The following is a 14,011-nucleotide window of genomic DNA, read 5'->3' as shown; positions in this document are numbered from 1 at the left end:
GACACGAGGGAGACCCATGTCGCAGGCCACAGCCCCCCGGGCGGTCGCCTCCCCGCCGAAGGCCGGGCTCGGAGAGGTGCTCATCGAGATGGGCGCGATCACGCGGCCCGTCCTCGAGGCCGCGCTCGCGCACCAGCGCCAGCACGGCGGCCGCCTGGGCGAGATCCTCGTCGCGCAGGGCACGATCAGCGCCCAGACGATGGCCGACGGCCTGGCCCGCCGCCTGGGGGTGCCGCGCGCCCGGCTGTCCGGCGGCGTCGACCCGGCCGTCCTCGACCTGCTCGACGAGCGCAGCCGCCAGCGGTACCGCGTGATCCCCCTCGCGGTGGAGCCGGGCGGCGCGCTGCTGCTCGCCACCGCCGACCCGTCGGACGTCCTCACCCTCGACGACCTGCGCATGCTGGTCGGGCGCGACATCCGCCCGGCGCTCGCCCTCGACGCCGAGATCGACGCCTTCCTCAACGCCGGCGACGTCCACGCGGACAACTTCCTCTCCGGGCTCGTGCGCGAGGCCGCCCCGGCGGCGGGCCGCGCCGGCGGCGAGCTGGACTTCACCGCCGACCTCGGCCGCATCGACGGCGAGGCCGCGCCGGTCGTGCGGATGGTGGGGTCGGTCGTCTCCCGGGCGGTGGAGGAGGGCGCCTCCGACATCCACCTCGAGGCGCAGGCCGACGAGATGCTGGTGCGCTACCGCATCGACGGCGTCATCCGCACCGTGGCCGCCATCCCCGCCGCCCTCTCGCGCGAGGTCGTGAGCCGCATCAAGGTGATGGCCGACATGGACATCGCCGAGCGCCGGCTGCCTCAGGACGGGCGCGTCAGCCTGACCGCCGCCGGCCACCGCCTCGACCTGCGCGTGGTCACCGTGCCGACGGTGCACGGCGAGGGCGTGGTCATCCGCATCCTCGACACCTCCAACGCCATGCGCAAGCTCTCGGAGCTGGGCTTCGCGCGCGACACGCTGGAGCGCTTCACCGCCTGCTACCGCCGCCCCTACGGGGCGGTGCTGGTCAGCGGCCCGACCGGCTCGGGCAAGTCGACGACCCTCTACGGCGCGCTACACGCCCTCAACACCGGCGACCGCAAGATCATCACGATCGAGGACCCGGTCGAGTACCGCCTGGCCGGCATCAACCAGGTCCAGGTCAACACGAAGGCCGGGCTGACGTTCGCCGCCGGCCTGCGCTCGCTGCTGCGCAGCGACCCCGACACGCTGATGATCGGCGAGGTGCGCGACGGCGAGACGGCGCAGATCATGATGCAGGCGGCGCTCACCGGCCACCTCGTCATGGCCACCATCCACACCAACGACGCCGCCAGCGCGCTCACCCGGCTCACCGAGATGGGCGTCGAGCCGTTCATCTCCGCCAGCGGCGTGCTGGGCGTGCTCGCCCAGCGGCTGGCGCGGCGCCTGTGCCCGGAGTGCCGCACGCCGGTCACCGTGCCCGCCACCACCCTGCGGGAGTTCGCCGGCACCGCCACCCTGCCGGAGGGGGTCGGCGAGACGGCCACCATCCACAAGTCGGTGGGCTGCAGGCACTGCCGCCAGACCGGCTACCGGGGCCGCGTCGGCATCTACGAGATGCTCACGATGAGCGAGGAGGTCGAGCGCCTCACCGCCGCGTCCGCCCCCTCGTCGGAGATCCGCCGCCAGGCCCGCCGCGAGGGCATGCGCACCATGCGCGAGGACGGCGTCCTCAAGGTGCTGGCCGGCGAGACCACCCTCAACGAGCTGGCCCGCACCGTCGCCTGATCCCCGCGCCGCCCGGCCGCCAGGGGGGTGGCGAACCCCCCTCGCGGGGGGCGGACCGGGCGTCCGGGCCGTCGTACCGTGGGGCTGCGCCCCGGCACGGGGCCGGGCGCCGCACAGGGGGTCCGCGGTGGGCACGGGTGGCATCGACATCGAGCGCTGGGCGTCCGACGTGGCGACCCGCGAGGCCGCGCGCACGCGCGTCGCCGTGCGCGAGGCCCTGCTCGGGGGCCGCGGCGTCGAGGCGGCGCTCCACGAGGTGCGCCGCCGCCTGCACCGCCTGACGCCCGCCCAGCGCGAGGCGCTGGTGCGCCGCATCGGCTCCGCGGCGCCGACCCGCTAGGCCCCGCCGCCCCTACGCGGCCGCGGCGCCGGGCGCCGCCAGCGCGACGGCGGCGTGCGCGCCCAGGGCGCGCCAGTTGCGCTCCGCCTGCCCGGCGCGCGGGCGCACGGCCGCCAGCCGGGACAGCACCCGCGACAGGGGCGCGTCGGCCTCCATGGCCGGCGCCGCCCGCCCGGCGGCCCGCTCCACGACGTCCAGCCGCACCCACCCGGCCGGCCGCCACACGCAGACGCCGATGCAGGGCCGGGGCACGTCGACGTTGCCGCACTCCGCGCACCACCAGCCGGTCACGGCCTCGCCCTCGCCCCAGGCCGGCGCGGGCCCGGCGGCGGCCAGGGCGCGCAGGGCCGCCCGGGCGTCGTCGCGCAGCGCGGCGAACGCCGCGTCCGGGTCGCCCGGCGGCGGGTCGCCGGCCAGCCGCCGGGCCAGCGGGGCGAGCCGCGCCACCCGGGCCCGCGCGATCGCCGCGGCCGCCTCGAGCGCCTCGAGCTCGGCGGCCCGCACCAGGTCGAGCCGGTGCTCCGAGCAGGCCCCCTCGCAGCCCTCGGCGCGGCCCATCGCGCCGCACCCCATGCAGGTCGGCACGACCACGCGCTCGGGGAGCGTGACGGCGGCGCCCATCCGCGCACCCTACGCGGGGGCGGCCACCCGGTCGGCGGCGGCGCGTGCCAGCGCGACCGGGTCGCCGGGCGACACCTCCACGCCGGCGCGCAGGAAGACGTAGGTGATGCGGGCCACCGGCATCCCGGTGGCCTCGGCCAGGCCCAGGGCGTAGAGCCCGGCCTGCAGCCGGTAGCCGGCCAGCCGGTCGGCCACGTCGCCGGGGGCCACGTCGTCGGTCTTCCAGTCGACGATCTCCAGGCCCGCCGCGGTGGGGACGACGAGGTCGATGAAGCCCTCCACCACCGCGTCGCCGCGGCGCAGGGCGAAGGGCACCTCGCGCAGGGTGCCCGCGGCGGCGCGGGCCCGCATGGCGGCGTCCGACAGCAGCGCCGACCGCACCAGCCCCGCCACCTCTGCGGCCCGATCGGGCACGGCCTCGGCGACCGCCTGCGCCGCCGCGACGGCGTCGACCTCGTCCGGCCCCGCCGCGAGCGCCAGGCTCTGCAGCGACGCGTGCACGGCGCGCCCCACGCGCGAGCCCCCGCGGCCGCGCGACCACGGCTCGTCGCCGTTCTCCGAGCCGCGCTCCTCGTCGGGGGGCGCCTCCTCGGCGGCCCGGGCGGCGGCGGCCATCCCCGTGGCGCTGGTGTAGCGCACGGTCCGGGCCGCCGCGACGAGCGCGGCCCGCGCCGCGTCGTGCTCCTCGGGCGACGCGTCGGCGCCCTCGACGGGGAGGTCGCCAAGCGGCGTGACGTCCGGCGCCGGCGCAGCGGGGGGCGCCCACGCGGGCGCGTGGTCCAGGGCGCCGGCGGCGATCAGCCGGCAGGCGCCGCTCCTGCGGGCGCGGCTGTGGTGGTGGTGCAGCGACACCACGAGGTGGTCCCGGGCGCGGGTCGCGGCCACGTAGAGCAGGCGCGCGCCCTCGGCGTGCTGGTGGTCGGCCTCGCGCGCCTCCGCCCCGGCGACGTCGCCGACGGACAGGCGCATGCCGCGGGACTTCGATCCGATGGTGGCGACGAGCTCGCCGGCCGCGTCGAGCGCCACGGTGGGCGGGGCGGCGTAGGGCGGGCTGGTGCCGATGCCGGCGACGATCACGATGGGGAACTCGAGCCCCTTCGAGGCGTGGATCGTGAGGACGCGGACGGCGTCCTCGTCGTCGTCGAGCCCGGAGCCGTCGCGTTCGAGGATCGGCCCGGTGGTCCGCTCCTCCAGCCAGAGGACGAAGGCCCGCAGGCCCTTCGGCCGGTCGGCCTCGAACGCCCGCGCCTGCTCGACCACGAAGCGGGCGCGCCGGTAGGCGTCGCGGCTGCGCCCGTCGACGAGGCCCACCTCGACCATGCGCCGCTCGGCGACGAAGCGCTCGACGAGCGTCGCGAGCGAGGTGTCGTGCCGCCGCCGGTGGTGGGCGCGCAGGCAGCGGAGGGCCTCGGCGACGGGCCCGGCCGCGTCGTCGATCGCGGGGGCGAGGTAGTTGAAGCGCAGGCCGGCGCGCCGGTGCTCGGCGAGCTCGACGTCCGAGCAGGCGAACGCGACGCCGCGGAGCGCGCCGACCACCGCGACCTCATCGCTCGGGTCGTCGATCGCCGTCAGGCAGTTGATGAGGTCGCGCAGCTCCTGGGTGCGGTAGACCAGGCTGCCGCCCTCCACCCGGAACGGGACCCCCGCGGCCCGCAGGGCGCGCTCGAGCGTGCTGAGGCCGGTGCGCGCCGGGATCAGCACCGCGATGTCGCGCAGCTCCGCCGGCCGTGGCCCGGCGTCGCGGTCCTGCACCTGCCAGCCCTCGTCGATGGCCGCGCGGCAGGCGGCGGCCACCTCGGTCGCCTCGGCCATGCGGATCTCCCAGGCCCGCGCGTCGGTCGGGCCGCCCATGCACACGACGCCCGGTCCGGTCAGCTCGACGTCGCGCTCGGCGGCGATCGGCACGTACGGCGGCTGCAGGGCCGGGTCGCCGGTCTCCTCGATCACCCGCCCCACGACCGCGTTGACCCAGTCGACGATCACCGAGCGCGAGCGCCGGTTCTCCGTGAGCGCCGGGAGGAGGCCGCCGCCCTCCCGCACGCGACGCCGCTCGTCGGCGTAGGCCGCCATGTCGGCGCGGCGGAAGCGGTAGATCGACTGCTTGGGGTCGCCGACCAGGAACAGCCGCCCGGGCTCCAGGTCGCCGCCGGGCCCGCGGGCGAACGCCTCGGCGATGTCGATCTGCCAGGGGTCCGTGTCCTGGAACTCGTCGATGAGCAGGACGTCGTAGCGCTCGCGCAGCGCGGCGCGCGCGTCCGGCCGGCGCAGCAGCTCGCGCGTCCAGAGGATGAGGTCCCCGAACACGAGCGTGCCGTCGCGACGCCGCCGCCCGGCGTCGGCGAGGATCGTGCGGGCCAGCCAGGGCAGCACGCCGCACAGGGCCTCGGTGCGCGCCGCCTCGAGCAGCCGCCCGAGCTCTGCGCCGGCCTCGAGCGCGACGCTCCTCGCGGCGTCGAGGCGCGGCTTGCCGCCCCATGCGCCGGCGGTCCCGGTGCGGCCCAGCCTCCTGGCGCCGAGCGCGGCGGCGGACGCGAGCAGCGCGTCGCGCTCCCAGCCCTCCGCCCCGCGCAGCCCCTCCAGCGCGTCGAGCAGCGCGTGGACGTGCACGACGCAGGCGTCCTCGTCGGCGACGCCGGAGCAGTCGATCGCGGCCACCGCGCCGATCAGCCGCTCGATCGCCCCCCAGGGCGGCGGGGGTGCCGCGGGAGGGGCGGCCACGACGGCCGCGGCCACGTCCTCGCGATCGGCGAGCCGCGCGGCCAGCGTCCGCAGCCCGTCGATGGTGAGGCCCCTGCGCAGCGCGAGGTCGATCGCCGCGCCGTCGGGGCCGTCGGGGTCCAGGTCCTCGAGTGCCGCCCGCCAGCGCTCGTCGAATCGCCGCTCGGCGGCGAGCGCGTCGAGCACGGTCATGTCCGGGTCGATGCCCGCCTCGGCCGCGAGCGCCCGCAGCAGCGCCTGACCGAAGGCGTGGATCGTGGAGAGCTGCGCGCGGTCGAGCCCGTCGCGCGCCTGCGCGCAGCGGGCGGCGGCCCGCGGGTCGTCGGCCGCCGCGGTGATCCGGGCGTCCAGCCCGGCGCGCACCCGCTCGCGCAGCTCGGCCGCCGCGCGCTCGGTGAACGTGATCGCCGCGATCCGGTCGATCGGCGTGCCGCGGGCGACGAGGGCGACGACGCGGTCGACCAGCGCCCGCGTCTTGCCGGTGCCGGCGCCGGCCTCCACCAGCATCGTGGCGTCGAGCTGCTCGGCGATCGCCCGCCGGGCCGCCGCGTCCGGGCTCGGGGCGCTCACGGCGCCGGGGCCTCCGCCGCCGTGGCCGCCGTCCGCACCCCGTGCCACGGCCGCACGCCGTCGTGGGCCGCCTTGCGCGCGAAGTCGTCCCCCCGCGCGCGCGGGCAGATGCGGGTGAAGTCGCAGTGGCGGCAGTTGTCGAACTCCCCCCAGTGCTCGTCGAACTCGCCGGGCACCGCGGGGAAGGCGCCGGCGGCGACGCCGCCGGCCACCGCGGCGAGGGTGGCCGCGAAGCGCGCCTCCCGGTCGGCGTCGGGCGCGTAGACGGCCATCCCGAAGTCGCCGCGCTCCGAGATGAACCAGTAGAGCGCCGAGGCGGGTGCGCCGTCGGCGGCGAGCAGGTAGACGGGCAGCTGCAGGCGCCTGCCCTCGTCGAACGGGTCGTCGTCGCCGATCTCGATGGGCCGGCCGGTCTTGTAGTCGATGATCCACTGCCGCCCGGTGGCCGGGTCGCGATCGATGCGGTCGATGAACCCCCGGAAGCGCTGCCCGCCCGGGCCGACCGCGTCCATCGGGTGCTCGAAGCGGTGGGGCACCGCGCCGGTCGCGCGGCGGAAGCGGGTGTCCTCGGCGAGGAAGCGGCGCAGCTCCGCCCGCAGCGTGCGCTCGTCCTGGCGCGAGAAGACGGCGAGCCCGGCCCGTCCGCGGGCCCGCGCCTCCGCGAGGCGGCCGGTGAGGATCGCCTGGGCACGCGCCTCGTCGGCGGCGGTCCACGCCTCACCCACGCCCGGCCGGCCGGCGGCCTGCTGCTCGCGGAAGAAGTCCTCGAGCGTCGCGTGCATGAGGTTCCCGCGCGTGACGGGGTCGATGGTCTCGTCGTCGGACGGCTCCTCCGGCACGCGCAGGCGCAGCAGCGTGGCCATGAGGAAGCGGAAGCCGCACGCGCCGTAGTGCTCCAGCCGGGTGGGCGAGACCACCTCCGGCACGCGCAGCCAGTCCGCGCCCGCGAGCGCGGCCAGGTTGCCGTCCCACTCGCTGAGCGCGGCGCCCCGGCGCGCGCGCAGCATGGCGAGCGGGCGCGCGAGCGGATCCCCGCCGGGGGCCCGCGAACCGGACGCCACGCGCCGCACGGCGGCGCGCAGGCCGACCTCCCAGCGGTCGAGCGCCGGACCGGCCAGGTGGGCCGCGAGCGGCGACGGCGGGCGGATCAGCCAGCTCGCGCCGGGGTGCCCCCGCAGCTCGGTGGCGGTCGCGATGCGGGGGTCGCGCCGGCGGGCGGCGGCGAGCGCCACCGGCGAGGGGTAGTGGTCGCGCGCCCCGCCGTCGTCGTAGAGCGGGCAGGTCAGCACCGCCGAGGCGCCGCATGCGACGGCCCGCTCGGCCGCCGCGCGCCGCCGCTCCACCCGCAGGGCGGCGTCCTCGACGAGCGGGTGGCCCGCCGCCCGCAGGCGCGCCCAGGCCGCGTCGGGCACGAGCGTGTCGGCGCCCGGGCCGGCCGGCAGGAGCCCCTCGACCGCGCCGCAGAGCACCACGCGCGTGAAGCGCAGCCCCGCGGCGCGGCGGTGGTCGGCGACCAGCACGCCCTCGCCGGACCGTCCCTCCCGCACCGCGGCCGCCTCGAGGTTGACCCGCAGGGCCCGGTGGAAGCGCGCCAGCGTGAAGGTCCCGCCGACCGCGTCGATGGTGCCGAGGCGCTCGACCTCGGCCAGCACCTCCGGCATCCCGGGGGCCGAGGTGTCGAGGTACTCCGACACGAGCCGCCGCAGGCGGCGCAGGAACTCGGCCGCGGGCGACGGCTCGTGCAGCTCCACGAGGCGCGCCCAGAGGGTCTCCACCACGGCCAGCAGCTCGTCGGCCTCCGCGATCTCGTCCTCGAGCCAGCCCTTCTGCGCCCCGTCGCGGCGGCCGGCGTCGAGCTGCGCCCGGCGCTCCTCGTTGAGCGCCCGCACGCCCTCGCGCCAGCGGGCGATGCCGTGGGTGATCCCGGCGGCCCGCGAGTGCCGGTCCCAGCGGCCGATGCGCAGCGGGACCGTCCCGGCGCGCGCCGGCAGCTCGCGCCGCACGGGCGCGACGCTGAGCGCGTCGATGAACGCGGTGCGCGACAGGTCATCGAGCGCGACCTCGAGCAGGGCGAGCACGCCGCGCCCCGCCGGCGTCTCCACCAGCGGCAGGCCGGGCATGGCGACGGCCGGCACGGCGGCGGCCTCCATCGCCTCGCGCAGCGGCCGGGCGTAGCCGTCGTCGGCGCCGTGCAGCAGGGCGATCTCGTGCAGCGGCACCCCCTCCTCGAGCGCCACCACGACCTCGCGCACCGCCGCGCGCACCTCGCTCGCGCGGTCGGGGGCGAGGAGGATGCGCACATCGTCGCCGGCCTCCGGCTCGGCGACCCGGGTGACGGGCCCGCGGGCCGCCGCGATCGCCTCCACGAGCCGGCATCCCGCGGCGGAGAAGGGGCCGGTGGGCACGAGGTGGACGGCCCCGAGCTCCGCGGCGGCCGCGGGGTCGTCCCGGACGGCGTCGGCCGCCGCGTCGAGCAGGTCGTCCTCGTCGTAGAAGGCGGCGATCGCCTCCCGCCAGCGGCCGTAGAGCCGCATCACCTCGGCGAGGTGCTCGCCGACCCCCTCCGGCGGCCGCTCGCCGCCCACGAGGCCGCCGCGCCGCAGCCGGGCGAACAGGCGCCGCAGGGCCCGGCCGAAGCCGGGCAGCTCGCGGATCGGCGCCAGCGGCCCGCGGGCCTCCTCGCCCACCCGCTCCGCCAGGTGGTCGCCGATCGGCCGCGCCAGCGGGCGGCGGCCCTCGGCCGCCAGGCGGCCGGCGCCGAGCAGCTCGGCCAGGCGCGGCAGCGTCTCGAAGCGCACGGCCGCGTACGGCCCGCGCTCGGCGAGGGCCCGGCGCATCTGGAGGGCCGCGAGGTGGGACGGCGAGATGACCGTGACCGGCGCGAGCGGGTCCGCGCGGCGTCCGGCGGCGATCGCGTCGAGCATGGCCTCCCGCGACGGGGCGGTCGTGCTCACCCGCCCACGGTAGCCCCGGGGGCGGACGCCGTCCGGCGCGCCCGGGTACGCTCGGACCCGACCCGGCCGTGATCGCGCACCTCGACATCGACGCGTTCTTCGCGGCCGTGGAGATGCACCGGCGGCCCGAGCTGCGCGGGCGGCCGGTGGTGGTGGGCGGCGACCCGCACGGGCGCGGGGTGGTCGCGACGGCCAACTACGCGGCGCGCCGGTTCGGCATCCGCTCGGCGATGAGCGCAGCCGAGGCGCTGCGCCGCTGCCCGCACGTGGTGTTCGTGCGCCCCGACATCGCCCACTACCGCGAGTGGTCCGGGCGGGTCTGGGACCTCGTGCGCGAGCTGTCGCCCGCGGTGGAGGTGCTGGGGCTCGACGAGGGCTACCTCGAGCTGCCCGACGCGGGGGCGGCCGAGGCGGCCGACGCCGTGCGGCGGGCGGTGGCCGAGCGCGTGCGCCTGTCGTGCTCGCTCGGCGTGGCGACGTGCAAGGTGGTCGCGAAGGTCGCCTCCGACCGCGACAAGCCGGGCGGGGTGACGGTGGTGGCGCCCGGCGAGGAGGCCGCCTTCCTGGCCCCGCTGCCGGTGCGGGCGCTGCCCGGCGTGGGCCCGCGCACCGAGGAGCGGCTGGGCGCCGCGGGCGTCGCGACGGTGGGCGAGCTGGCGGCGCTCGACGAGGCCGCGACGGCGGCGCTGCTGCCCGGCCGCCACGGCGAGGAGCTCCGCCGGCGGGCGCGCGGCGTCGACCCGCGGCCGGTCGAGCCGGTGCCCGCCGAGCGGGTGTCGATCTCGTCCGAGCGCACCTTCCCCCGCGACGTCCGCGAGCCGGCCGAGATGGAGGGCATCGTGGCCGAGCTCGCCGACCGGGTGGCCGAGTCGCTGGTGCGCCGCGAGCGCGCCGCCCGCACGGTGACGCTCAAGCTGCGCTACGCCGACTTCAGCACGGTCACCCGCGGCCAGACCGTGCGCGCGGCCACCGACGACCCGTCGGTCATCCGCACGGCCGCGCGGGCCCTGCTCGCCCGCGCGCTGGCCGAGCGCGCCGGGCCGCTGCGCCTGATGGGCGTCGGCGTCTCGGGGCTCAGCGCGGAGCGCCAGCTGACGTTGTTCTGACCGGTTCCGGGGTAGGGTCGGCACACCATGACGGGCACGGCCGCGCTCCCGGACGAGCGAGTCACGCGCTGCATCGCCGCCGCCCGCGCCGCGCTCGCGGCGAGGGCCGGCGAGCTGGACGACCTCAACGTCTTCCCGGTCGCCGACGGCGACACCGGCACCAACATGCTGATGACGGCCGCGGCCGTCGAGGAGGCCGCGCGCGCCACGGCGGGAATGCCGTCGGCCGAGCGCTGGGACGCGATCGCCCGGGCGGCCCTCATGGGCGCGCGCGGCAACAGCGGCATGATCCTCTCCCAGCTCGTGCGCGGCGCCGCCGAGGCGATGGCCGCCGCGACGGGGCCGCCCGGCGGGGCGGCCGTGGCGGAGGCGCTGCGCGCCGCGAGCGATGCGGCCTACGGCGCGGTGCGCGCCCCGGTGGAGGGCACGATGCTGACGGTCGCGCGCGCCGCCGCCGAGGCGGCCGCCGACGCCTCCGGAGGCGGGCCGCTCGGGGCGCTCGAGGCCGCCCTGGCCGGCGCGCGCGACGCGGTCGCGGCCACCACCGGCATGCTCCCGGCCCTGCGCGAGGCGGGCGTGGTCGACGCGGGCGGCCTCGGCGTGGCGATCCTGCTCGAGGGCCTCGCCGCCGCGCTCGCCGGGCGCGAGCCGCCGGCCGCGCCGCCGGCGGCCGCTCCGCGCGCCCCGGCGACCGACCACCCGCCCTCGCGCTTCCGCTACTGCACCACCTTCCTCGTGGAGGGCGAGGCGATCGACCTGCCCGCCCTCGAGGCCGCCCTGCTGCCGCTCGGCGACAGCCTGCTGGTGATGGGCGACGCCCGCCGGGCGAAGGTGCACGTGCACACCGACGCGCCCGAGCGCGCGGCGGCCGCCGCGGCCGCCTGGGGGGCGGTCGACGGCGTGCGCTGGGACGACATGCGCCGCCAGGAGGCCGAGCGGGCGGCGCGCATCGCCCGCCGCGCCCACCCGGCGGCGCGCTGCGCGGCGCTGGCGGTGGCGGGCGGCGACGGCCTGCGGGCCCTGACCGAGGGCCTCGGCGCCACCCCGCTCGCGCCGGCAGGCGACCCCGCCCCGATCGCCGCGGCCATCGGCGCGCTGGACGGGCTGGAGGTGGTCGTGCTCGCGTGCGGGGCCGACGCCGCCGACGCCCGCGAGGCCGCCGAGGGGCACCCGGGCGTCGAGGTGGTGGCGGTCAGCGGGCCGCCCGCGATGCTGAGCGCCCTGGTCGAGCTCGACCCGGCGGCGTCGGCCGCGGAGGCGGCCGAGCGGATGCGCGCCGCGGCCGGCGCCGTGGCGGTCGCCGCCGTCGACGGCGACGACCCGGGCGCGCTGCGCGAGGCGCTGGCCCGGGCGCTGGCGCCGCTGGTCGCGCCGGGCGGCGACGCCCTCGTCACCGTGCTCGTCGGGGCGGCCCCGGCGGTCGACCCGGCCGTGGTGGAGGGCTGGGTGCGCGCGGCCGCCGGCGCCGGCGTGGAGGTCGAGGCCCACGCCGGCGGCCAGGCGGCGCCGGCGCTCTGGGTGGGGGTGGAGTGATGGACCCCGGCCGCCCGCTCGACGCGGGCCGCACCGCGCTGGTGGTCGACTCCTCGTGCGACGTGCCGCCGGAGCGCCGGCCGGCCAACTGGCGCGTGGTGCCGATCCCGGTGATCTTCGGCGACCGGGCGTTCGCCGACGGCGTCGACATCGACGCCGCCGCCTTCTACGAGCGCCTCGCCCGCGCCGGGCGCCTGCCGACCACGGCCCAGCCCTCGCCCGGGGTGCTCGAGGACGTCATGCGCCGGGCCCTGGAGGACCACGACAGCGCCGTGGTGCTGCCGCTGTCGGGGCGCATGTCGGGCACGGTCGAGCGCGCCCGGGCCGCCGCCGAGGCGGTCGACCCGGCGCGCACCCTCGTGCTCGAGAGCGGGTCGGTGACGGTGGCGCTCGGGCTGATCGCCCTGCGGCTGCAGGCGCTGCTGGAGCGCGGCTGCACGGCGGGCGAGGCGGCGGCGCACGTCGCCGCGCTGTCGGCCGCCCACCGGGCGGTCTTCACCCTCGAGACGCTCGAGTTCCTGCTGCGCGGCGGGCGCATCGGGCGCGCCCAGGCGGTGGCCGGGTCGCTGCTGCGGGTGCGCCCGATCCTGCAGATCCTCGACGGCGAGGTGGCGCCGCACTCGCGGGTGCGGGGCGCCCACCGGGTGCTGCCGGCGATCGAGCGGTTCGTGGCCGAGAACTCGCGCGACGACCGGCCGCTGCGCGTCGCCTACGGCCACTCGCGCCGGCCGGAGGTCGTGCCGGAGCTGGAGGCGCTCGTCGCGGGCGTGCGCCCGCTGGCGGTCACGGAGCTCGTCGCCGAGGTGGGGCCGACGGTCGGCACCCACGCCGGGCCGGGCGCCTACGTGGTGGCGTTCGTCCACGATCCGCCCGCGCCCCATGGCGGTGGCGATCCCTCCTGATACCGTCGCCCGCCGGTGGAACTGACGCTCCGCATCGTGCTCGCCGTCGTGCTGCTCGCCGCCGCGGCGGCGAAGCTCCGCGACCCCCGGGCGCTGACCGCGGCCGTCGCGGACCACGGCGTCCCGCGGCCGCTGCGCGGTGCCGCGGCGGCCGCGCTGGTGGCCGTCGAGGCCGCGCTCGGCGCGCTGCTGCTGGTGGAGCCGGCCGCCCGCGCCGCCGGCGCCGGCACCGCCGCCCTGGGGCTGGTGTTCGCCGGCTCGCTGGGGCTCATGCGCGCCCGCGGGCGGCGCCGGGCGCCCTGCGGCTGCTTCGGCGGCACGCGCGAGCGGCCCGTGGCGCTGCTCGCCGTCCGCGCCCTGCTGCTGGCGGCGCTCGGCGCCGTGGTCGCCTCGGGCGTCGCCGACCGGCCCGCGCCCTCGGGCGGGGTGCTGACCGCCGTCGCCCTCGCCGCCCTGGCGCTGGCCGTGGTGGCGCTGGCCGTGCTCGTGCTGGCGCTCTACCGCCAGGTGGGCGTGCTGGAGGCCCGGCTCGGGCCCCGGCCGGCGCTCGAGCTGGAGCACGAGGGCCCGCCGCTCGGCGGCCCGGCGCCGGCCTTCGACGCCCTGCGCGGCCGCGGCGCCGAGCTGGTGGCCTTCTCCTCGCCGGGCTGCCGCCTGTGCGCCGACCTGCGCCCGGCCCTCGAGGCCGTCGAGCGCGAGGGCATCGAGGTCGTGCGGGTCGACGAGCACGCGTCGCCCGGCGTCTTCGCCGACTTCCGGGTGCCCGGCACGCCGTACGTGGTCTTCGCCATCGACGGCGTCGTGGTGGCCAAGGGCCTGGTCAACACGCTGGAGCAGATCGAGGAGCTGATCTCGCTGGGGGAGGAGCGCATCGGTGCGGTCGCCTGACGGCGAGCGGGCCATCGACCGCACCGCCCGGGGCCTCGCCCACGGCCTGGCGTCGCGCGCCACGCGCCGCTCGTTCCTGGCCGCGGTGGCGGCCGGCGCGCTTGCGCTGGTGGGCGCCGCGCCCGCGGAGGGCGCGCGCCGCCGCCGCGTCTACGGCACCAGGCGCACCAAGCAGGGCTGGTACGGCTTCTGCGGCCACACCTGGACCACCGGCTCCTGCCCGGCGCCCGGCCCGCTGCCCCGGGTCGACCCGCGCGGCTACCCGGTGCGGCCGACGGACGGGCGCCCGATCGACGACCGCGGCCGCCTGGTCGACGCGCTCGGCCGGCCGGTCGACGAGGCCGGCGCGCCGCTGGTGCGCCGCGACGGCACCCCGCTGCCGAAGGCGCCGCGCACCCGCCTGTGCGAGGACTGGGTGCCGAAGCGCTTCGGCATCACGACCGTCACCCAGGGCGCCTGGTACCGCTGCTGCGACAACCAGATCCGCAAGCTCGCCGACTGCTGCTCGACGAGCCGGGTGCGCATCAACGGCGACGCCTCGCTGCGCGGCTACTGCCGCCCGGGCCGGCGGGTGTTCTGCGTGATGTACGTCGACACCGGGGTGCCCTGCTGACCGGCCCGCGCCC

Annotated in this window: 10 protein-coding genes; 7 read left to right on the top strand and 3 right to left on the bottom strand. The window is 79.0% G+C overall.

The features are described from left to right. The first annotated feature begins 16 nt into the window (after positions 1-16). Entirely contained in the window at positions 17-1,753 is a 1,737-nt protein-coding gene (locus ITJ85_RS15680) for a GspE/PulE family protein (RefSeq protein ID WP_217914042.1), read from the top strand. 127 nt (positions 1,754-1,880) lie between these two features. Further along, positions 1,881-2,093 (top strand): hypothetical protein, encoded by a 213-nt coding sequence (locus ITJ85_RS15675; protein WP_217914041.1) that lies wholly within the window; start codon positions 1,881-1,883, stop codon positions 2,091-2,093. Positions 2,094-2,105: 12 nt separating this feature from the next. Here ITJ85_RS15675 and ITJ85_RS15670 read toward each other — a convergent pair whose 3' ends face one another. The 3 genes from ITJ85_RS15670 to ITJ85_RS15660 are packed head-to-tail and all read right to left on the bottom strand — an operon-like array spanning position 2,106 to position 8,956. Beyond that, positions 2,106-2,714 carry a hypothetical protein gene (locus ITJ85_RS15670; protein WP_217914040.1) on the bottom strand — a complete coding sequence of 203 codons (609 nt, stop codon included), beginning with the start codon at positions 2,712-2,714 and terminating at the stop codon, positions 2,106-2,108. Positions 2,715-2,723: 9 nt separating this feature from the next. After that, positions 2,724-6,002: a UvrD-helicase domain-containing protein gene (locus tag ITJ85_RS15665; RefSeq protein ID WP_217914039.1), complete on the bottom strand. Its 3,279-nt coding sequence runs from the start codon at positions 6,000-6,002 to the stop codon at positions 2,724-2,726. Further along, entirely contained in the window at positions 5,999-8,956 is a 2,958-nt protein-coding gene (locus ITJ85_RS15660) for a PD-(D/E)XK nuclease family protein (RefSeq protein ID WP_217914038.1), read from the bottom strand. The genes ITJ85_RS15665 and ITJ85_RS15660 overlap by 4 nt, the downstream gene beginning before the upstream one ends. Positions 8,957-9,024: 68 nt before the next feature. Between ITJ85_RS15660 and dinB the strand changes: the two genes are divergently transcribed. The 5 genes from dinB to ITJ85_RS15635 are packed head-to-tail and all read left to right on the top strand — an operon-like array spanning position 9,025 to position 13,998. Beyond that, on the top strand, positions 9,025-10,062 hold the full coding sequence (gene dinB / locus ITJ85_RS15655) for a DNA polymerase IV (RefSeq protein ID WP_217914037.1): 1,038 nt from the start codon (positions 9,025-9,027) through the stop codon (positions 10,060-10,062). Positions 10,063-10,089: 27 nt separating this feature from the next. After that, a complete protein-coding gene (locus ITJ85_RS15650) occupies positions 10,090-11,595 on the top strand; it encodes a DAK2 domain-containing protein (protein WP_217914036.1) in 1,506 nt (501 codons plus the stop codon). Beyond that, a complete protein-coding gene (locus ITJ85_RS15645) occupies positions 11,595-12,497 on the top strand; it encodes a DegV family protein (RefSeq protein WP_217914035.1) in 903 nt (300 codons plus the stop codon). The genes ITJ85_RS15650 and ITJ85_RS15645 overlap by 1 nt, the downstream gene beginning before the upstream one ends. Positions 12,498-12,512: 15 nt before the next feature. After that, a complete protein-coding gene (locus tag ITJ85_RS15640) occupies positions 12,513-13,385 on the top strand; it encodes a thioredoxin family protein (protein WP_217914034.1) in 873 nt (290 codons plus the stop codon). Further along, the gene (locus tag ITJ85_RS15635; protein ID WP_217914033.1) at positions 13,372-13,998 is read left to right on the top strand and encodes a hypothetical protein; all 627 of its coding nucleotides are present in this window, start codon (positions 13,372-13,374) and stop codon (positions 13,996-13,998) included. Before ITJ85_RS15640 ends, ITJ85_RS15635 begins: the two co-directional genes overlap by 14 nt. Positions 13,999-14,011 lie beyond the last annotated feature (13 nt).

Source organism: Miltoncostaea marina, assembly GCF_018141525.1.
GTDB lineage: Bacteria > Actinomycetota > Thermoleophilia > Miltoncostaeales > Miltoncostaeaceae > Miltoncostaea > Miltoncostaea marina.
The sequence above is the reverse complement of the archived record's forward strand: the minus strand, read 5'-3'. Positions and strand labels throughout refer to the sequence as shown.

Bases quoted from the DNA above. Each gene is read 5' to 3' on its own strand.
- ITJ85_RS15680 (WP_217914042.1), top strand. From the start codon at position 17: ATGTCGCAGGCCACAGCCCCCCGGGCGGTCGCCTCCCCGCCGAAGGCC.
- ITJ85_RS15670 (WP_217914040.1), bottom strand. From the start codon at position 2,714: ATGGGCGCCGCCGTCACGCTCCCCGAGCGCGTGGTCGTGCCGACCTGC.
- ITJ85_RS15650 (WP_217914036.1), top strand. From the start codon at position 10,090: ATGACGGGCACGGCCGCGCTCCCGGACGAGCGAGTCACGCGCTGCATC.
- ITJ85_RS15645 (WP_217914035.1), top strand. From the start codon at position 11,595: ATGGACCCCGGCCGCCCGCTCGACGCGGGCCGCACCGCGCTGGTGGTC.